Source organism: Micromonospora antibiotica (genome assembly GCF_017599305.1).
Taxonomy (GTDB): domain Bacteria; phylum Actinomycetota; class Actinomycetes; order Mycobacteriales; family Micromonosporaceae; genus Micromonospora; species Micromonospora antibiotica.
Window position 1 is genome coordinate 20759 of sequence record NZ_JAGFWR010000032.1, and the last position, 18743, is coordinate 39501.

An 18743-nucleotide genomic window follows, 5' to 3' on the forward strand; every position below is an offset into this window, starting at 1 on the left:
ACCGCCACCGCCCGTACCGGACGAGTCCGCCCCGGGGGCCACCGCGTCGGGCGGACGGCGTCGGGCCGCACGGGCGGCAGTGGTACGGCGGGCCACGCCGGTCAGTCGCGGCCCGGGTCGCCCAGCTGGCTGAACACCTCGCCGGCCAGGTCGGCGACGCTGTGGCCACCGAGCATCTTCGCGATCGGCAGCATCATGCCCAGGTCACGTTGGACCCGGGTGCGGACCTCCACGGCCATCAGCGAGTCCAGGCCCTGCCGCTTGAGCGGACGCCGGGGGTGCACCTGGGCCGACGGCATGCCCAGCACCTCCGCGAGGACCCCTGCCAGGTAACGCTGCACCGCGTCCTGGTCGGTCAGCGTGTCCGCCACCCCGGGAGCCGCCACCTGACCGACGCCCGGTCCCACCGGTACGGAACCCGTGGCGCTGGCGACGGCGGTGACGGGGGCAGCGGGGACCGGGGCCGTGACGTCGGGGACCGGGGTGCCGGTGTCCGTGGGTCGGGGCGTGGGCGACGGCGACCACGGCACCGCATGTGCCGGGGCCGCAGCGGTGGTGGGCTCGGCGAGCAGGTCACGCAGCAGCGGCGAGGCCGCCGCATCCGGATGCGCCGTCGCCCACCGCCGCCAGTCCGCAGGCAGCACCACGCCATGGGTCGCGTCCCTGGCCAGCAGCAGGCGCAGGGCCTCGATGCCCTCCCGGGGACTGAACGTGTCCATCCCGGCGGGATTGATCGCCCGACCCTGCTGACGCCCGACCCGCGCCGGCATGCCGACCGACCAGAAACCCCAGTTCACGCTGAGCGCGGTCGCCCCGGCGAGGCGGCGTTGGTCGGCCAGTGAGTCCAGGGCGGCGTTCGCGGCCGCGTACGCGCCGAGCATCGGGGAGCTGAGCACCGCCGAGCCGGAGGAGAACAGCACGAAGAAGTCCAGCGGCCGCTCGGCGAACAGCCGGTGCAGCACGGCCGCCCCGGTGACCTTCGGGCGCAGGACCGCCGACAGCACCTGGTCGTCCAGCTCGGACAGTGCGCCGTACTCGATGATTCCGGCCGCGTGCACCACGCCCCCGATCGCCGGGCCGTCCTGCTCGTGGTGGCGCAGGACCGCCCGCATCGCCTCCTCGTCGGCCACGTCGACCGCCTCGTACGCCACCCGCACCCCGTGCCGTCGCAGGTCAGCCAGCCAGCCTTCGCCGCCGGTCCGGTCGAGCGGGGTCCGCCCGGTCAGCACGATGTGCCGGGCACCTTCGCGGACCAGCCAGTCCGTGACCACCCGGCCGAGGTCGCCCAGCCCGCCGGTGACCAGGTAGCCGGCGGCCGGATCGAGCCGGACCGGCCGGTGCGGGGCGGCGACCTCGACCGGTGCGGGCACGGTCAGTTCCGCCGTGGACACCAGCACCTTGCCGATGTGCCGGGCCTGCGCCATGTGCCGGAACGCCCCGACCAGTTCGGCAGCGGGGAACACCCGGTGCGGCAGCGGTTCGAGCAGACCGGCCTGCACCAGGGCCAGGGTCTCCTCCAGGATCGCGCCGATGCGACGCGGGTCACTGAGCCCGAGATCCACCACGTCGACCACGAAGAACGAGGCGCCCCGGGCCAGCAACCGCAGGTCCAACCGGGTGCCCTCGACCAGGTCACGGCGGCTCAGCTCGACGTAGCGCCCCCGGTCGGCCAGCAGCTCCACACTCTTGAGCAGGCCCTCCCCCGCCAGCGTGTTGAGCACCACGTCGACGCCCTCGCCCCGGGTGGCTTCCCGGATCTCGTCGGCGAACCCGGTGCCGCGCGAGTCGGACACGTGCGCGACGCCCATCATCCGCAGCAGCGCCCGCTTCTCCGGGCTGCCCGCGGTGGCGTACACCTCGGCGCCGCGCCAGCGGGCCACCTGCACCGCGGCCAGGCCGACCCCGCCGGTGGCGTGGTGGATCAGCACCCGCTCGCCCGGCCGCACCTGGGCCAGGTGCACCAGCGACTGGTAGGCGGTGACCAGGCCGACCGGCACGGTGGCCGCCTCCTGCGGGGTGAGCCGGGCCGGCCGCCGGCGTACCAGGTGCGCGTTGACGCACAGGTAGCTGGCGGCGGGCGTCTCCAGGGCGATCGCCACCACCTCGTCGCCGGGCCGCAGCCCGGCCACGCCCGGTCCGACCCGGGTGACCGTGCCGGCGCACTCACCGATCACGGTCGCCGGTCGGTCGGACAGGCTCGGATACATGTCCATCGCGACCAGCACGTCGCGGTAGTTCAACGCGAGGTAGTCGGCACGCACCTCCACCTCGCCCGGCCCCGGCGCGCGCCGCGGCACCGGCACCAGGCGCATCCCGTCCAGCATGCCGGGCACGGTGGCCTGCACCTGGTGGGCGACCTCGCCGCCGTCCGGCCGGCGGACGCCGACGGAGCTGGACCGCAGCCGCGCCGCGTACCGCCGGTCGCCCCGCAGCGCCACCTGGTCCTCCGGGCCGGCACCGGCCAACTCCCGGCCCAACGCGGCGGCGAGTTCGGCCGGCGACCCCGCCGGGTCCAGGTCGACCAGGGCACAGCGCAGATCCCGGTGCTCGTGGGCGAGCACCCGGCCCAGCCCCCAGACGGCACCCTGCCACATCGACACGCTGCGGTCCGTGTCCCCCGCCCGGTGCGCGCCCCGGGTCACCAGGGTCAGCCGGGGCGGCTCGGCCAGGCCGGCGTCGGCGAGGGCCCGCAGCAGGCGCAGGACGCTGGCACAGCCGAGACGCTCGGCGTCCTGCGCCTGCCGCTGCACCGGGGCCGAGTCGTCGGGCTGGTCCACGTCCAGCGCCCAGAGGTGCACCACCTCGGTCGGCGTCAGGCCGTCGAAGTCGGCCCGCACGTCGGCGAGCAACCGGCGGTACTGCGCCGGTGCGGTCGGGTCGATCTCGTAGTGGTCGGCTGCCAGCCGCCGGTAGCCGGTGCCCGCGAACACCCGCACCTCGGCGTCGAGCGCGCCGCCGACGCCGGTCCGGTCGGCGAGGACCAGCCGGCGGTCGCCCGGCCGCGGCACGTCGGGCAGCGCCGGCAGCGGCTGCCACCGCAGCTCGTGGAACCAGCCGTCGGGGTCACGTACCGAGTCCGGCGGTTGCAGGTACTGCAGGCGCAGGCCGGTGATCTCCACGATCACCCGGCCGTCCGCGTCGGACACCACCAGGTCGCCGCAGACCGAGTCGGAGCGCCAGGCGGTGACCGCGACGGCGTGCGCCCAGGCGGGTGTGCCGGGATCCGGGTGGATCGACAACTCGTCGATGCTGCCCAGGACGAACGCCGACGACCGGTCCCCGGCCGGGATCAGCGACGCGAGCACCTGCCCGCACGCGTCCAGCAGCGCCGGGTGGCAGGTGTACCCGGTCGGGTCGACCCCGGCGGGCGCCTGGATGCGGCCCAGTGCCTGACCGTCGCCCAGCCAGAGCTCCGCGACGCCCTGGAACGCGCCCCGCCACTCGTTGCCCCGCTCGGCGAAACGCCGGTAGAAGTCCGCGCCGGTGAGGTGGTCGGGGCAGGCCGCCCGGATCGTGTCCAGCGGCAGCGTGCGCCGCCCGGCGGGTGGGGTCCGGGTCACCGTGCCGGTGACGTGGGTCGCCTCCGCACCGGTCACCGCGAAGTCCCAGGTGTCCGGCCCGCGCGGGGTGAACGTCGTGGCCAGGGCGGGTGCCGGCTGGTCCGGGCGCAGGAACAGCGCGTCGACGTACCGGATGTCACGCAGGACGGGCGTCTGCCCGCCGCAGATCCCGTCGGCGGCGGCGTGCACCATCTCCGCGTACGCCGTGCCGGGCACGACCACGGTGCCCTGCACCTGATGGTCGAGCAGGTAACGCTCGTGGGTGAGGTCGACGACCCGCTCCACCCGGTGCGGGGCCGGCCGGCCGGCTACGGGCGGGACGAGCCAGTACCGCTGGCGCTGCCAGGGGTAGGACGGCAGCCGCACGTAGCGGGGCGGCGGCCCGCCGGACACCCGGTGCCAGTCGACCGGGCACCCGGCCCGGTGCAGGGCGCCGACGGTGTCGAGCAGGCTGGCCCGTTCCGGCTCGTCGCGGCGCAGGCAGCCGACGGCGGCACCGCCGGACCCGGCGAGGGCCAGGGCCTCCCGGATGGCCGGCAACAGGATGGGGTGCGGGCTGATCTCCACGAACACCGTCTCGCCCCGCCCGGCCAGGTGTGCCACCGCGCCGCCGAAGCGCACCGGCTCACGCAGGTTGCGTACCCAGTAGGCCGCGTCCCACCCGGAGCCGTCGCACGGCGCGTCGTCCACGGTGGAGTGCAACGGGGTACGCCCCGCGCGGGGCACGATGTCGCCGAGGCTGGCCAGCAGCTCCTCGCGCAGCTGCTCCATCTGCGGGCTGTGCGAGGCGACGTCCACCTTCACCTGGCGGCAGAACACGCCGCGTCCCTCGAGGTCCGCGACGATGGCGGCCAGGGCCTGCGGGTCGCCGGAGAGGACCGTCGAGCCGGGGCTGTTGCTCACCGCCACGCCCACCAGATGCTCGTGGCCGGCCAGCGCGGCCTGCGCGTCGGTGACGGACAGCTCCACCGAGTACATGGCGCCCTGTCCGGCGACCGTCTTCAGCAGCCGACTGCGCCGGCAGATCACCGCTGCGGCGTCGGCGAGGCTGAGCGCGCCCGACGCGCATGCCGCGGCGACCTCACCCATGCTGTGCCCCACCACGTGGTCCGGCTCGATACCCCAGTCGCGCAGCAGCGCGCACAGGGCGGTCTGCATCGCCCACAGGGTCGGCTGGATCGTGTCGATCGACGCCGGGGCGTCCGCCTCGCCGGTCAGCCGGGCCAGCAGGGACCAGCCGGTCTCGGCCCGGACCGCCTCGTCGCAGCGGGTGAGCATGTCGCGGAAGACCGGCGAGCCGGCCAGCAACTCGCGACCCATGCCGTCCCACTGCGAGCCCTGGCCGGGGAAGACGAAGACGACCGCCGGCCGGTCGCCCTCCACCGGCGCCGACGCGGTGACGCCCAGCCGGGGCCGGGACTCACCGGCGGCGTACGCCCGCAGCCGCTCGACCAGCTCGTCCGGCGACGTGCCGACGGCGGTCAACCGGTGCTCATGGTGGTCACGCCGGGTGGCCGCGCTGAAACACACGTCGCGCAGCGGCAGTTCCCGTCCGGCACCGCCCGGTCCGAGAAAGCGGGCGTACCCGGTGGCGAGCGCGGCGAGCGCGTCCGGGTCGGGTGCGGAGAGCACCAGCAGTTGCGCCTCGTCCCCGTCGGCGCGGGCAGGCGCGGGTGCGGGTGCGTATCCGCCGAGCACCACGTGGGCGTTGGTGCCGGAGATGCCGAACGAACTGACCCCGACCAGGCCCGGCCGGTCGGTCTGCGGCCACGGGGTGCGTTCGCGCACCAGCCGCAGCCGCAGGCCCGTCCAGTCGACCGCGCCGGTCAGCTCCTCGGCGTGCAGGCTCGGCGGGATCTCCCGGTGCTGGAGGGCGAGCACCGCCTTGATCACCCCGGCCAGCCCGGCGGCCGCCTCGGTGTGGCCGATGTTCGTCTTGACCGAGCCGACCAGACACGGCGACCGCCCGTCCCGGCCCTCGCCGGTCACCACGCCGAGGGCCCTCAGCTCCACCGGGTCCCCGGCCGCCGTCCCGGTGCCGTGCGCCTCGACGTAGTCCACCAGCCCGGCCGACACGCCCGCGTCGGCGTACGCCGCGCGTAGCGTCTCCTCCTGGCCCGGCTGGGACGGCGTGAGCAGGTACCCGCCGGACTGGCCGTCGTTGCCGACCGCGGACCCGTAGATCACCGCGTGGATGGCGTCGCCGTCGGCCTCGGCCCGCTCCAGCGGCTTGAGCACCAGCACGGCGACCCCCTCGCTGCGGACGAAGCCGTCGCCGTGGGCGCTGCCGAACTTGCACCGGCCGTCGGGCGCGAGCATCCTGGCCGCGGAGAACGGGATGGTCTCCTCGGGAGAGAGGACCAGGTTCACCCCGCCGGCCAACGCCAGCTGGGTCTCCCCGTTGCGGACGCTCTGGTAGGCCAGGTGCAGCGCCGCCAGGCTGGAGGAGCAGGCGCAGTCCACCGCCATGCTGGGGCCGCGCAGGTCGAAGGCGAACGACACCCGTCCGGCCAGGAAGCTGCGGGCACCGCCGGTCGCCGCGTGCAGGTCCAGCACCGACGCGTCACTGAGCAGGTGCCCGTAGGCGGAGGACATGCCGCCGATGTAGACACCGGTGCGGGTCGTGGACAGCCGCTCGCGGGTCAGGCCCGCGTCGGCGAGCGCCTCGGCCGCGGTCTCCAGCAGCAGGCGCTGCTGGGGGTCCATCCGCTCCGCCTCCCGGGGCGCCACCCCGAAGTAGCCGGCGTCGAACTGGTCGATCTGGTCGAGGAAGCCGCCCCGGCGGCTGATGATCCGGTTCGGCGTGCCCGGTCGCGGGTCGTGGTAGGCGTCGATGTCGTACCGGCTGGCCGGCACCTCGGTGATCGCGTCACCGCCACCGCTGAGCAGTTGCCAGAGCTGCGCCGGTCCGTCGGCCCCCGGGAAGCGGCAGCCGATGCCCACCACGGCGACCGGAGTCCCGGTCGGTTTCCCGACCTGCGACCGTGCCGACTCGCCCCGTCCGGTCATCCGGCCCGCCTCTCTCGGCATTGTGTGATGGCTGCGACCCGAGTCTCCCGGCCACGCCTTGGAAATGGCTTGAGAAACTACGGACATCAATGGTCAGACCCGCTAGCCTCTCGGTCGGGACCATCGGCGTGAGGCCCCAATTCCCCTCTTTTGCGGGTGCAGATGATCGACGAGTGGGGTCTGGAACCGTCCACCCGGCCGCGCCTGCTGCAGCGGGCGGGTCATGGCCGACGACCCGGTGCTGGCGGCGACGCCGAGGGCCGACGGACCGAACCGGCTCCCCGACCACATCGTGCGTCGCCGGGCCCGGGCGGCGGTGCGGGAACGCCGTCGACCACTGCGCTTGAGAACGGCTCGACAACAGCTCTTGCGGGAGGCGGGGGCGGGTGGCGCTGCTCGACAGCGACCATGGTGGATAGATAGTTTGGCAGCCGGTCGACCCCCGCCCAGCTCGGGCAGCCGTCCCAGCGCGCGTCCGGTGCGGTCCCACGCCACGATCCGCCAGCACGATTGGACGCCGAAGATGAGGGTCATCACCATCGCCACCGACCTCGAACACCCCTTCCTGCGCAGACTGCTGGAACCGTCCTGCGCGGCGGCGGGACTCAGGCTGGTCGTCCTGGAGGGCACGCAGAAGGGTTTCCGGCCGAGGGACAAACGCGCGTTACTGACCGAATACCTCGACCGGCACGTGGCACCCGACGAGTTGGTGATGTTCACCGACGCGTACGACACGCTCCTCCTGCGGGGGGCGGATCACATCCTCGACACGTACGCGGGCTTCCCGCAACGTGTCGTGTTCAGTGCCGAGTCGAACTGCTGGCCGCTGGGCAACGTCGGCCTCGCCCTACACGACAGCCCGCCCGTGCGCCCGTACCCCTATCTCAACAGCGGTGGTTTCATCGGGCCGGCCGGCGACATCGTGGCCCTCTCCGCGAAGTACCCGAAGCCCCCCAGCGAGCACTTTCCCCTCCTGGGTCGCCTGAGGGCGCACGGCGTCGACCCGGACCGGCTGCACGCCACCAGCGACCAGTACCACTGGATGCTCGTCCAGCTCCTCGAACCGGACACCGTCGGGCTCGACCACGGCGCGGTCCTGTTCGAGAACTTCGCCCCGGCGGTCGCGAACTTCTGTGAGCTGTCCCGCTGGACGAGCGACTTCCGCGCCAACGGCCGGCAGGCGGCCAGCTACCGACGGGAGCGTACGAGGCTCGAGTCGCGGTTGCAGTCACCCAGCGGGGCCGCCCAGGTGCACTTCGCCTCCGCCCTGGCCAAGACGGTGGTCCTCGACCTCCTCGACGAGGGGCAGCTGCCCTCCTGGCTGGCGGGGGTGTTGCCGCGGTGAACGCCCGGCCGGAATACGAGGAGCGCCACCGCCCCTCCCTGCAACGCAACGAACTCCAACGCAACGACCTGCTGGCCATGCAGGCACTGGCCCCGCTGTCGCTGACGTACCTGCCGTGGAGCGCGAGCGCCATGCGGCCGAGCGGGGTCGTCGCGGTGCTCAACGAGATCCTGGTCAACCAGCGTCGGTCCGTCGTCGAGCTGGGCAGTGGCGTCTCCACCTTCTACATCGGCCGGCTCCTGCGGCAGCGGGGCGGGCACCTGTGGACCGTGGAGCACGACGAACGCTGGGCGGCACTGCTCGGTCAGGAGTTGGCGCGCGAGGGCCTCGGCGACGTGGTGACCGTGGTGCACGCCCCCCTGGTGCCGGTGGAGTCCCGCTGGCCGGACGAGGAGTCGACCTGGTACGAGCAGCGCCGTCTCGCGGAGATGACCGCGGGCCGGGCCGTCGACCTGCTCGTCGTCGACGGACCGCCCGCCTACCAGGCGGCGAACGCGCACGCCCGGCATCCCGCCGGGCCCTTCTTCGCCGCGCGGTTCGCCGAGGACTTCGCCGTCGTGCTCGACGACATCGACCGGCGTGGTGAACAGGACATCATGCGGTGCTGGGAAGACGAGATCGGGGTGACGTTCGAGCACCGCCCGACCAACGGCCGGATCGGTATCGGCCGGCCCGGACCGGCGTTCACCGTGTAGAAACCCCGTACGGGTCCTCCTGCCGACGCCCGGGAAACGCCCGGACGCTGCCGGTGCCGCCCTGCGCCCGACCGTCGCTGGTCGCGACGTCGTCGGTCGGGCCGGCCGGTGCGTGAACCTGATCGTCCGCGCGTCCGACTGTTGAGGGTGACGGGAGGACGAGATGACCGATGAGCTGCTGGTGGTACGCGCTCAACTCGGCGACCGGACGGCGCTGGCCGAGATGGTGGCCCGGTGGCGCGTGCCGGTGTGGCGGTACGTCCAGCGCATGCTGGACGCCGACCGGGCCGACGACGTCAGTCAGGAGATCTGGCTGGCCGTGGTGCGTGGCCTGCCCCGACTGCGGGAACCCACCCGGTTCGCGCCGTGGCTGTTCGCCATCGCCCGGCGTTCGGTGGTCGACCGTCTCCGCACCGAGTACGCCGCAGCACCCGAGACGCCGGTGCGCGACGACAGGTGCGTCGAGGACCTGAGTGAGACGGTGGTGGCGCGTGCGGAACTCGTCGGCGCGCTCACCAGCCTGCCGGTCCTGGAGCGGGAGATCCTCGTCCTGCACTACCTGGAGGACCTGTCGGTGCAGGACTGCGCACACATCTGCCGCGTTCCGGTCGGCACGGTCAAGTCGCGGCTGAACCGGGCCCGGCGTCTGCTGCGGGAACATCTGAGCGAGAAGGGGTACCAATCATGACCGACGAGCCAGGCCTGTCGGCCCGGGAGATGCTCGACCGGCTCGATACGACGTTGTCCCGTGGGACCCGCATCCGGGCGGTGGCGGCCCTGCTGGCCGGGCTGGCCGGCGCGGTGTTCGTGACCTCGCTGTGGTGGAGCGAGCCGGGTCCACTGCCGGACCGCACCCACCTGTCGTTCACGCTGCTCACCGTGTTCTGCCTGGCCTGGGCGGGCTACGGGGGCTGGCTGCTGACCCGCCGGGTGCCGCTGTTCGCCACCGAGCAGGTGGTCGCCGCCGGGATCGCCCTGGCCGCTTCCGTCGGCACCACCGGGATCACGGTCGTCGCGGCGGCACGCAGCGGCACCGGACCGGGCCCGGCGCTCGCGGTCGGGGGGCTGTTCATCGCGGCAGCGGCGACGTTGGCCGTCCGCGCCAGGGCCCGTCGTGCCGCGCTGCTGCGCCGGATGCGGCAGTTGACGCGACAGGAGGGCCCATGATCGCCCGCAGGCCGGCCGGGTGGCGGGCACCCCGCGCTCCACGGCGTACCTTCTGCGGCGGGCATGCGTCCCTGATCCTGGCCCACGGGCGCGGGTGACGACCGGCGTGCCCACGCCTCACGGGCGTCCGGACACTAGGGTCGGCCCATGGTGCGGACGGAGATTCTGGTGCGGCAGGGCGAGGACCTCATCGTGCACGACGCCACCCGGACGCGATACCAGCTGGCCTCGGTGAGCAAGCAGTTCACCGCGGCCGCCGTGCTCCTGCTCATCCGGGACGGCAGGCTGCTCCTCGACGATGTCGTGGGCCGGTGGATCGACGGCTGCCCGGACGATTGGCGGGACATCACGCTGCACCACCTGCTCACCCACACCTCGGGCCTCGGCCACTGGGACGACTATCCGATGATCGACCTGGCCCGGTGGGTCGAGCCCGACGACCTGCTGACGACCTTCCACCGCGTACCACTGCGGTATCCGCCGGGCGGGGGCTGGAGCTACAGCAGTCCGGGATACGTGCTGTTGGCGCGCGTCGTCGAACGGGCCGCCGACACGCCCTACCGGGTCTTCCTTGCCGATCGCCTCTGCGGTCCCCTCGGCCTGACCAGGACGTTCGCGGGCGCGGGCGCGGGGCGGCCGGACCTGGCGTCCGGCCATGACGCCGAGGGCCGGCCGTTGCCGACCTGGGAACTTGACGTGGTGGGCATGGGTGCCGGAGACGTGTGGTCGACGGCAGAGGAGGTGTTGACCTGGACAGATGCCCTGCAGGACGGCCGGCTGCTGGGCGAACCGTACCGGACGCTGATGCTCACCGAACGGGCACGGACCGGCAGGGGGCCCGGGGAGAGTGGTTACGGCTACGGCGTCTTCGTCGGCGAGCACGACGGCCGACGGTGGTGGCACCACAGCGGCGACAACGCGGGTTTCCGGGCGTTCACCGCCAACATTCCCGACCTGGGCCGTCGCGTCGTGGTCCTCAGCAACACCGAAGCGACGGGTGCCGGCACCGTGACGCCGCTGCTCACGGACAGCAGGCAACGCGGGTGACCGGTCGTCGCAGTCCGCCGAAGGCAGCGGGCCGGGCACTCCACCACTGGATGCCCAACGCCGACCCGCGCCGGGACACACTGTCGGTCGGGGTGGTTAGCATCGCCCCATGATCGAGGAGCTGGTCCGCCAGGCGTCCGTCGGCGACGACGACGCGGTCGAGGAGTTGTCCCAGGTCGCGGACACCGAGCCGGGCAGGCTGACGCCGCACCTGGGCTCGCTGCTCGACCACGACGTGCTGTGGCCGGGAAAGCTGTACCGGGCGGCGGACGCCGACGTGGTGCGTCGGGTCGTCGCGCGCGTCGACGGGGGGCGGACACCGGAGCAGCTCAACCACCTGCTGGTCGCCCTGGCGCACACCGCCCACCCGCTGGCCGAGGACGCCCTGCGTCGCTGGTCGGCCCAGCCGCCGCCCGGCGCGGACACGCTGCACGTCGACGTCCTGGACTACGCGCCCGAGGGCGGCTGGACGGTCGACCCGCAGGGCCACCGGCGCGACCTGTGCGGGGACACCGCGTACCGGTGGCTCATGCGCGAGGCACCACGGCGGCCGGACGGGGCGATCTGCCCGTGGTGCGCGTCGCCGCTGTGGACGGCTGCGGACCTCGACCCGGCGGACCCCGCCGTCGGTGTCGCGTTGGCGCACACCGGCTGGTCCGGTCGCCTGGTGATCGAGACGTGCCACTTCTGCGCCTGTTACACGACGCTGTACAGCCGGGTCACGCCGGACGGCGGCACCGGCTGGTGGGCCGGTAACACCCGCCCCGACCATCTCGGCCCCGCCGGGGCGGAGGATCCGCCCGCGCTGCTGCCGGTCCCCGGGGCGGCCCGGGAGAGCCCCTATCAGGCCAGCGCGTGGGACCGGGGCGGTTCGACGCTTGGTGGCCGGCCCGACTGGATCCAGGACGCCGACCACCCCGACTGCCCCGGGTGCCGGCAGCCGATGGACTACGTCGGTCTGGTCGGCGGCGCGGACCTGGACGAGTACGGCGAGGGCGCCTACTACCTGCACCTGCACCGGCCGTGCGGGTTCGCCGCCGTCAACTACCAGCAGAGCTGACCTGCGTCACCCCTGCCGTCGCGCGACGGTGGGGCGAGCGTCGACGCGCACCACTGCCGGAACGTGGTTCCGCCGCCCCCGTCGGGTGCGGGCGGATAGACGCCGGCGGCCTGCGCCCGGGCCATCTCGACCATGGCGTCGACGACCGCCGGGCTCGCTCCGGTCGCCGTGTACCGGGCGCGGTACTCGTCGAACGTGGCCCGGTGGTAGGTGACCGGCCGGCCGAGCGTCTCGGAGATGATCTGTGCCAGTTCGCGGGGAGTGTGGTCGACGGGTTGCCGGACGGGGACGCCGGCCTGGTCGGTCCAGGTGCGGTCGGTGAGCAGTGCCGTCGCCGCCGACCGCCCGGCCGACGCCTGTGCGCCGCGGGCCGCCGGGGTGCCCGGCCCCGGACGGGTGAGGGTCGCCCCCTGACCGGCCGGAGCGGTCGCGCCGGGCAACAGGGAATCGAGGCGCTCACCGCCCGGGGCGGCCACCCGCGCCGGTGTCGCGCGGATGGCGGCCTGTCGTACGGACGGGTGCGGTGAACCCGGCGGCCCGTGGGCCGGGGCCGCTCGTCGTCGGGGCTCAGCCCGCGATCGCGGCCCGGAAGTACCAGCCGTTGTACTGGCTGTCGGGCAGGGTGCGGTAGACGCAGCTGTTGGCCACCTCACCCCAGTAGCTGGCGTCGATGCGGTACTGCTCGCACTCCTCGTACGTGGCGAAGGCCCCGTTCCAGTCGAACGGCACGGCGGCGGCCGGGGCCGGCTGGACGGTGAAACTGACGGCGGCCGCCGCGGTGGCGACCACCGCGAGTCGGGTGAACCGGCGGCGCATCGGCTGGGGCATGGGGGGTCCTTCCGCAGGGGTGACGGGACTGTGACCGATCGTAGATCCACAGTGGCCGATCACCGATCCACCGTTCGGGCAGGCCCCGGGAGGCGGGCGCGGGGCGGCCGGGCGCCCCGCGCCGGCACGGGAGGTGTCAGTCGTGGACGCCCACGTGGAAGTTGAAGACCGCACCGTTGCGGGTGAGGATGAGGTTCCACTTCCCGCCGTTCTTCAACACCACCGGGTTGGCGGTCGGATACCGCTGGAGGAACCAGTCCTCCAGCCGCTGCGCCTGCGCGACGGCGAGCACCCCGACCTCCCCGATCGCCGCCGCCTGGTGCGGTTCCTGGTTGCAGCCGGCGTTGAACCGGTAGCTGGTGTCGCGGTTCCACCGGCCGCTGCCGAGCATCGTGACCGTCACCGGGCCGGAGTGCTGGAACGCCAACTGCGGGACCGCGGGGTCGGCGACGACCACGTCGGGTGGTGTCTCCAGGGACGGGAACGGCACGGCCACCGTCTCGATGACGGCCTGCGATGCCCAGTTGAAGTCGACCTCGAACGGCATGCCCATCCTCCTGACCGGGGTGTCCCGTCCGCCGGCCTGTCGCGACGGCACGTCGACGTGACCCATCATGGGTGGGACCCCAAGTCACATGGCGGCTACTGTCCGTGCCCGGACACTGCCGACCAACCGACAGCGTCCGGCACGGACCCGGCCCCGGCGGGCGGTGGCGACGCCGACCGTCGGTCACGGCTCGGTCGTCGCGCCACCGGCCGTCGTCAGCAGGCGGCGCGCTGGCCGGAGTAGTGGACGCCGATCCGGCCGACCACGGTCAGGTCGGTCAGGGCGGTGTCGGCGGCGCGGTTGACGTAGCAGGAGTACCGGTGCTGGTTGATCACCTCAAGGTGGATGTGCGCGCCGCTGTCCCCGTTGACCTGGTAGCAGCTGGAGTACCGGAACCGGCCGGTCTCGCCGAGCTTGGTCCACGGGCCGACCGAGGCCCCGACGACGACACCGCCGGGCTTGTTGTTCACGTGCATCACGTCCGCCCGGCCGATGATCCCACCGGTCGTGGTGTCCCGGGCTTCGAGTCCGATCCGGTAGCCGCCGTCGGCGAGGTTGCCGGTCGCGCAGCCCGGACGGACGGTGACCACGGTGACCGCGACCGGGTGCCCGGCCGCCGTCTTGGTGCCGAACGGGGAGACGACGGTGGCCCCCGGGTTGCGGTAGATGTCGACCGCCCAGTCGTTGGTGTAGCCCCAGTTGCCGAACACGATGTGGTGGTTGGCCGGCCCGGACCCGCCGAACCTGTTCCAGGTGGACGAGCCCTGGATCGGCGGGTACACCGCGATCGCGTCGGCGGTGTCGTGCGCGACGGCCGGGGTCGCCGGTACGGCGACGGCTCCCAGCACGAGCGCGAGCGCGCCGAGCGTACGGGCGATGCGGAACCTCATCGTGCCTCCGAAAGGGTGTGCGGAGCGGAACGAAACCACCTCGCCGATCGACGAGAGTGGATGAGGATACCGCCTGTGGCGGGACGTCGGCAGCCGCCGACGTCGCGGCCGTGCCGGGCCGTGCGGGTCGCCCGGCTCAGGGCGTGAGCGTCTCCCACAGGTGCGGGTTCCGGGTCAGGTGCAGCAGCCGCTCCGCCAGCCGTCGGTGGGCCGGGGTGTGCGTCGGGGCGCCCCACAACGGCGCGGTGCTCATGCCGTCCGCCGCCGCCACCACGAGCGCCAGCACCTCGGCGGGCAGCCCGTCGGCGGCGAGGGCCGCCGCCAGCCGTTCCGCGTCGGCCCGGGCGAGTTCGGCGACCGCGGGCACCGTCATGAGCTGGGTGATCAGCGACAGCGATGCGCGTACCGTGGCGTCGTCGGCGGGCGCCACCGCCGCGCGCAGGTAGGCCCGGGTCAGTCGTCCCGGTGCGGTGTCGCTGGGGTCCAGCGCGGCGTCGATGCTCGCCTGGAAGGCGGCGAGCTGATCGCGGGCCAGTTCGGCGATCAACTCGTCCTTGCTGGCGAAGTGGTAGATCAGCCCACCCTTGGACACCCCGGCGAAGCGGGCGATGTCGTCCAGCGAGGCGTGGATCCCCCGGGCGCGCACGGCGTCCGCGGCGGCGTCCAGCAGGGCACGTCGGGTGGCCTGCGGCGACCGGCCGGCGGTACGTCCCACGGCGACACCGTACCTACGGCCGGGGCGGGCGCGGCGACGGGATCAGCGCCCAGGCCAGCACGGCCGCGCCGAGGGTCAGCACCGCCGCGACCGACGAGCTGACCTGCACTCCGGTGATGAAGGCGTCCCGCGCACCGGCGGTGGACTGCGGCGGGAGCACCTGCAGCGCCGAGCCCAGCGAGTCACGGACCCGGGCCGCGTCCCCGGCCGGCAGTCCGTCCGGCACGCTCACCGCGTGGCGGTAGACCAGCGACAGCAGGGAGCCCAGCACCGCGATGCCCAGCACCACACCGAGTTCGTTGGCGGTCTCGGTGATCGCCGAGACGGAACCGGCCTTGCGTGGTGGCGCGGCCGAGAGGATGGCGTCGCCGGTCAGCGTCATCGCCAGTCCGATGCCGAGGCCGATCGGCACCAGCGCCAACCCGAGCCAGAGGTACGGCGCGTGCGCGGCCGCCGCCACCGCGCCCAGCCCCGCGGCGGCGAGGCCCAGGCCGAGCGCGATGGCCCGGCCCCGGCCGAACCGGGCCACGACCAACGCGATGATCACGACGACGACGATCGAGGCCAGGGTGGCGGGCAACTCGGCCAGACCCGCCTGCAACGGGCTGAACCCCCGGGCGAACTGGAGGTACTGCGAGAAGAAGAAGAGCATGCCGACCAGTGCGAAGATGGCGATGACATTGGCGACGACCGCCCCGACGAACGCCGGGTTGCCGAACAGTTCGACGTCGAGCATGGGCTGTTCCAGCCGCCGCTGCCGCCTGACGAACAGCACGCCGGCGACCAGCCCGGCCAGCAGGCAGGCCACGGTCACGCCGTCGAGGCCGGCCCCGACCACGTGCTTGACGGCGTACACCAGGGGCACGACCGCCGTCATGGACAGCACGGCGGAGAGCACGTCGAAGCGGCCCGGTCGCGGGTCCCGGGACTCCGGGAGCAGCAGCAGACCGGAGACCACCACCAGGACCATCACGGGCACGTTGATGAGGAACACCGATCCCCACCAGAAGTGTTCCAGCAGGAACCCGCCCACCAGCGGCCCGATCGCCGACCCGGCCCCGAAGGCGGTGGACCAGATGGCGATGGCCCGGGTCCGTTCGCCGCTGTCGGGGAAGATGTTGCGGATCAGCGACAGGGTGGACGGCATCAGCGTCGCGCCGGCCACACCGAGCAGCAGACGTGCCCCGATCAGCGCGGGCGCGCTGGGGGCGAACGCGGCCAGCAGCGATGCCGCACCGAAGGCCACCGAACCGGTCAGCAGGACCCGTTTGCGTCCGAACCGGTCGGCCAGGTTGCCCATCAGCACCAGCAGCCCCGCCAGGGTCAGCGAGTAGATGTCACCGATCCAGAGGACCTGTTCCGCGGTCGGTGCCAGGCTCGCGGTCAGCGCCGGCACCGCCAGGGAGAGCACCGTCCCGTCGACGGCGAGCAGCAGCACCGCCGCGGCCAGCACGGCCAGCGCCGCCCACCGTCGGCGGGTCGACAGCGCCGCTGCGGCGACCGGGGTCGGGGGCGTGATCACGCCGGAACTGTACCGACCAGCCGGTACAGTTTGTCAGGGTGACGTACCGCACCCCCGGCTGCCGGCCCGGCCGCTCCCGGCGCGATCACCGCAGCAGCGCCACCGGGCCCGCCGCCCGCGGTGTGGGCGGTGTGCGGCACTCCATCGTCTACCGGATGGCAGGGTGGAACGCATGGACAGGAAGCATGTCGACGACTGGCTCGTCGCCTACGAGCGGGCCTGGCGGACGGCGGGTACGGACACCCTCGGCGCGCTCTTCACCGAGGACGCGAGCTACCAGCAGGGGCCCTACCTGACCCCCGTGGTGGGTCTGCCGGCCATCGCCAGGATGTGGGAGGCGCAGCGCAAGGGCCCCGACGAGGTGTTCCGGATGACCAGCGCGATCGTCGCGGTCGACGGCGACACCGCCGTGTCCCGCCACGAGGTGCACTACGGCGACCCGGTCACGCAGGAGTACCGCGACCTGTGGGTGATGCGCTTCGCCGACGACGGGCGGTGCCGGTCGTTCGAGGAATGGCCGTTCTGGCCGGGTCGGCAGCCGCCCGGGGTGCCGTCGGGATCGTGACGGCGCCCGGCCGCCCGGGTCTGCCGCCGGCTCCCGGGACGTTCCCGGTGGTCGACGGTCGCGGCCGGTCAGGCCCGCGACCGGAACGGGGCGAGCGTGGCGCGGATCGTCTCGGCGGCACCCCAGTCGTCGTCGAACTGGGCCAGCACCGCCAGGTGTTGCCGCAGTTGGATGATCGGCATGCGGTCCCGCCAGCCGGCGTCGAGGCCGGTCAGCTCGGCGTAGACGGCGAAGAACCGACGCGACTGCGGTGGCGCAGCCGTGGTCCACAGGTGGGCCAGGTCCACCTCTGCCCACAGGTACGACACCGCCGGGTCGATCAACGCCGCCTGTCCGTCCCCGGTGGACAGCACGTTCTGCGACCAGAGGTCGCCGTGCGTCAGGCACGGCGGCCGGTCCGGCAGCAGCTCGGGCAGCCGGGCGCACAGCCGTTGCATCGCGGCCCGGTCGGCGGCACCGAGCGCCGCCTCGACCCGGGGCTCGGAGAGCCAGCGCAGCAGACGGCGTTCGGCGAAGAAGGCGAAGCCGTCGTCGGCCCAGGTGTTGACCTGCCGGCGACGCCCCAACCAGTTGTCGCGGTGCCAGCCGAAGCGGGGGTGGACGGTGCTGGTGTGCAGGTGGGCGAGCGCGTGAGCGAACCGCTCCCAGAAGGCCCCGTCCTGCGGCCTCGGCGACAACAGCGACAGCACCAGCAGTTCGTGGTTCGCCACGAGCACGTCGGGGGTCGCCAGGCCGCCCAGTTCCCGCAGGGCCGTCAGCCCGTCGGCCTCCGCGACGAACGCGTCGCCGTCGGGTGGATCGGCGAAGGTCTTGACGAAGACCGGTGGCGCGTCCCTGCGGTGGGCGATCCCGGCGAGCGCGGCGAGGCCACCGCTCACCGGCTCGACGGTGACGACGTCACCGATCCCGGCCCGCACCAACCGTTCGGCGAGCAGTTCCGTCGCGGGCATCGGTGCGCTCCGTCCGGGTCGGGGTGCGGCGGGTCCACCATGGCAGGCCCCGTCGCGCACCGCAGCCCCGCCGGCCGGTCGACGCCGCACGGGCACGACCCGGGTGGCGCGGGTACGCCGGACCGAACCGGGTGGCAGGCCCGGCCCGGCCCCGGTCACCCGCCGGTGCCCTCCTGCGCGCCGTCGTGCTGGTCGCCGTCCAGGTAGACGTGCTGGTGGCCGTGGCCGGCGTCGACGTTGACCTGATCGAGTTGGGTGGCGGCGACGGACCAGGCGGCGGCGGCCTGCTCCGCCTGCCGTTTCGCCAGTGCCGTCAGCGCCGCCCGCTGCGCGGGTGGCCCGGTGACCGCGAGGAGGTACGACTCGACGGCCAGGGACGTCTGCTCCACGGCGCCACGCAGACCACCGCGTGCCACGTTGGTCGCCGTGCTGCCCGACGGTGGGTCGGCGAACGGCTCCGCCGCCCGCAGCACGGTCTGCTGCCACTGGCGTGCCTGCTGCGGGTCGGCGGTCGGCCCGGCCCGCAGGGCGTCGAGCACGGGGGTGATCTCGTCGCGGAGGCGTCGGGCGGTGGCCGTCAGCTCGGTGATCTGCTGGGCGTCCCGCTTCGCCTCGGCCCGGCGCAGGTCGGCGATGGTCGACTCGGTGGCGTCCGGTCGACCGACCGTGTATCCGATGCCGCCGCCGACCAGGGCAACGATGAGCCCGATCGCGGCGACGACGGCGAGCCGGGACGGCCGGCGGCGGGGTGGTGGCGACGCGGCCAGCAGATACGAGGGCCTACCGGTACGACGCGACACGTCATCTCCCTGCTCGACGGGACTTGTCGCAGCATAGTGCCGT

16 protein-coding genes are annotated in these 18743 nt (G+C 73.7%); 7 read left to right on the forward strand and 9 right to left on the reverse strand.

The window, feature by feature from the left end; translation table 11 throughout:
* Positions 1 to 101: 101 nt before the first annotated feature.
* Positions 102 to 6569 (reverse strand): type I polyketide synthase, encoded by a 6468-nt coding sequence (locus JQN83_RS29980; protein WP_208570508.1) that lies wholly within the window; start codon positions 6567 to 6569, stop codon positions 102 to 104.
* A 523-nt stretch (positions 6570 to 7092) separates the two neighbouring features.
* On the opposite strand from JQN83_RS29980, the gene JQN83_RS29985 reads away from it, so the two are divergent.
* The 6 genes from JQN83_RS29985 (at position 7093) to JQN83_RS30010 (ending at position 11883) form a co-directional block, all read left to right on the forward strand.
* Positions 7093 to 7914: a glycosyltransferase domain-containing protein gene (locus JQN83_RS29985; protein WP_208570509.1), complete on the forward strand. Its 822-nt coding sequence runs from the start codon at positions 7093 to 7095 to the stop codon at positions 7912 to 7914.
* Positions 7911 to 8609 carry a class I SAM-dependent methyltransferase gene (locus JQN83_RS29990; RefSeq protein WP_208570510.1) on the forward strand — a complete coding sequence of 233 codons (699 nt, stop codon included), beginning with the start codon at positions 7911 to 7913 and terminating at the stop codon, positions 8607 to 8609. Before JQN83_RS29985 ends, JQN83_RS29990 begins: the two co-directional genes overlap by 4 nt.
* 163 nt (positions 8610 to 8772) lie before the next feature.
* Positions 8773 to 9297, forward strand: coding sequence for an RNA polymerase sigma factor (locus JQN83_RS29995; protein ID WP_208570511.1), 525 nt, complete (start codon positions 8773 to 8775; stop codon positions 9295 to 9297).
* Positions 9294 to 9776, forward strand: a complete 483-nt coding sequence (locus JQN83_RS30000) for a hypothetical protein (RefSeq protein WP_208570512.1) — start codon at positions 9294 to 9296, stop codon at positions 9774 to 9776. The genes JQN83_RS29995 and JQN83_RS30000 overlap by 4 nt, the downstream gene beginning before the upstream one ends.
* A 192-nt stretch (positions 9777 to 9968) precedes the next feature.
* Entirely contained in the window at positions 9969 to 10823 is an 855-nt protein-coding gene (locus tag JQN83_RS30005) for a serine hydrolase domain-containing protein (RefSeq protein WP_208570552.1), read from the forward strand.
* Between the two features lie 109 nt (positions 10824 to 10932).
* Complete coding sequence (locus JQN83_RS30010; protein WP_208570513.1) at positions 10933 to 11883, forward strand: hypothetical protein; 951 nt, start codon at positions 10933 to 10935, stop codon at positions 11881 to 11883.
* Here JQN83_RS30010 and JQN83_RS30015 read toward each other — a convergent pair.
* The 6 genes from JQN83_RS30015 to JQN83_RS30040 all read right to left on the reverse strand — a co-directional run bounded on the left by JQN83_RS30015 (position 11868) and on the right by JQN83_RS30040 (position 16385).
* Positions 11868 to 12359 (reverse strand): Rossmann-fold NAD(P)-binding domain-containing protein, encoded by a 492-nt coding sequence (locus tag JQN83_RS30015; protein WP_208570514.1) that lies wholly within the window; start codon positions 12357 to 12359, stop codon positions 11868 to 11870. The two genes, JQN83_RS30010 and JQN83_RS30015, sit on opposite strands and share 16 nt — an antisense overlap.
* A 91-nt stretch (positions 12360 to 12450) precedes the next feature.
* Positions 12451 to 12711 carry a hypothetical protein gene (locus JQN83_RS30020; protein ID WP_208570515.1) on the reverse strand — a complete coding sequence of 87 codons (261 nt, stop codon included), beginning with the start codon at positions 12709 to 12711 and terminating at the stop codon, positions 12451 to 12453.
* Between the two features lie 136 nt (positions 12712 to 12847).
* Entirely contained in the window at positions 12848 to 13258 is a 411-nt protein-coding gene (locus JQN83_RS30025) for a hypothetical protein (RefSeq protein WP_208570516.1), read from the reverse strand.
* Between the two features lie 215 nt (positions 13259 to 13473).
* On the reverse strand, positions 13474 to 14148 hold the full coding sequence (locus JQN83_RS30030; RefSeq protein ID WP_208570517.1) for a hypothetical protein: 675 nt from the start codon (positions 14146 to 14148) through the stop codon (positions 13474 to 13476).
* A gap of 136 nt (positions 14149 to 14284) precedes the next feature.
* The gene (locus tag JQN83_RS30035) at positions 14285 to 14863 is read right to left on the reverse strand and encodes a TetR/AcrR family transcriptional regulator (protein ID WP_208570518.1); all 579 of its coding nucleotides are present in this window, start codon (positions 14861 to 14863) and stop codon (positions 14285 to 14287) included.
* A gap of 13 nt (positions 14864 to 14876) precedes the next feature.
* Entirely contained in the window at positions 14877 to 16385 is a 1509-nt protein-coding gene (locus JQN83_RS30040) for an MFS transporter (RefSeq protein ID WP_208570519.1), read from the reverse strand.
* Between the two features lie 172 nt (positions 16386 to 16557).
* Here JQN83_RS30040 and JQN83_RS30045 point away from each other — a divergent pair, with 172 nt between their 5' ends.
* Complete coding sequence (locus JQN83_RS30045) at positions 16558 to 16950, forward strand: YybH family protein (RefSeq protein ID WP_208570520.1); 393 nt, start codon at positions 16558 to 16560, stop codon at positions 16948 to 16950.
* 68 nt (positions 16951 to 17018) lie between these two features.
* On the opposite strand, the gene JQN83_RS30050 is transcribed toward JQN83_RS30045, so the two are convergent.
* Positions 17019 to 17900: a fructosamine kinase family protein gene (locus JQN83_RS30050; protein WP_208570521.1), complete on the reverse strand. Its 882-nt coding sequence runs from the start codon at positions 17898 to 17900 to the stop codon at positions 17019 to 17021.
* A 155-nt stretch (positions 17901 to 18055) separates the two neighbouring features.
* Positions 18056 to 18700, reverse strand: a complete 645-nt coding sequence (locus tag JQN83_RS30055) for a hypothetical protein (RefSeq protein WP_208570522.1) — start codon at positions 18698 to 18700, stop codon at positions 18056 to 18058.
* Positions 18701 to 18743: the final 43 nt, after the last annotated feature.

Excerpts from the sequence above, each read along its gene's own strand:
- JQN83_RS30010 (WP_208570513.1), top strand. The coding sequence starts at position 10,933 with ATGATCGAGGAGCTGGTCCGCCAGGCGTCCGTCGGCGACGACGACGCG.
- JQN83_RS30020 (WP_208570515.1), bottom strand. The coding sequence starts at position 12,711 with ATGCCCCAGCCGATGCGCCGCCGGTTCACCCGACTCGCGGTGGTCGCC.
- JQN83_RS30050 (WP_208570521.1), bottom strand. The coding sequence starts at position 17,900 with ATGCCCGCGACGGAACTGCTCGCCGAACGGTTGGTGCGGGCCGGGATC.
- JQN83_RS29985 (WP_208570509.1), top strand. The coding sequence starts at position 7,093 with ATGAGGGTCATCACCATCGCCACCGACCTCGAACACCCCTTCCTGCGC.
- JQN83_RS29980 (WP_208570508.1), bottom strand. The coding sequence starts at position 6,569 with ATGACCGGACGGGGCGAGTCGGCACGGTCGCAGGTCGGGAAACCGACC.
- JQN83_RS30045 (WP_208570520.1), top strand. The coding sequence starts at position 16,558 with ATGGACAGGAAGCATGTCGACGACTGGCTCGTCGCCTACGAGCGGGCC.
- JQN83_RS30030 (WP_208570517.1), bottom strand. The coding sequence starts at position 14,148 with ATGAGGTTCCGCATCGCCCGTACGCTCGGCGCGCTCGCGCTCGTGCTG.
- JQN83_RS30025 (WP_208570516.1), bottom strand. The coding sequence starts at position 13,258 with ATGCCGTTCGAGGTCGACTTCAACTGGGCATCGCAGGCCGTCATCGAG.
- JQN83_RS29995 (WP_208570511.1), top strand. The coding sequence starts at position 8,773 with ATGACCGATGAGCTGCTGGTGGTACGCGCTCAACTCGGCGACCGGACG.
- JQN83_RS30000 (WP_208570512.1), top strand. The coding sequence starts at position 9,294 with ATGACCGACGAGCCAGGCCTGTCGGCCCGGGAGATGCTCGACCGGCTC.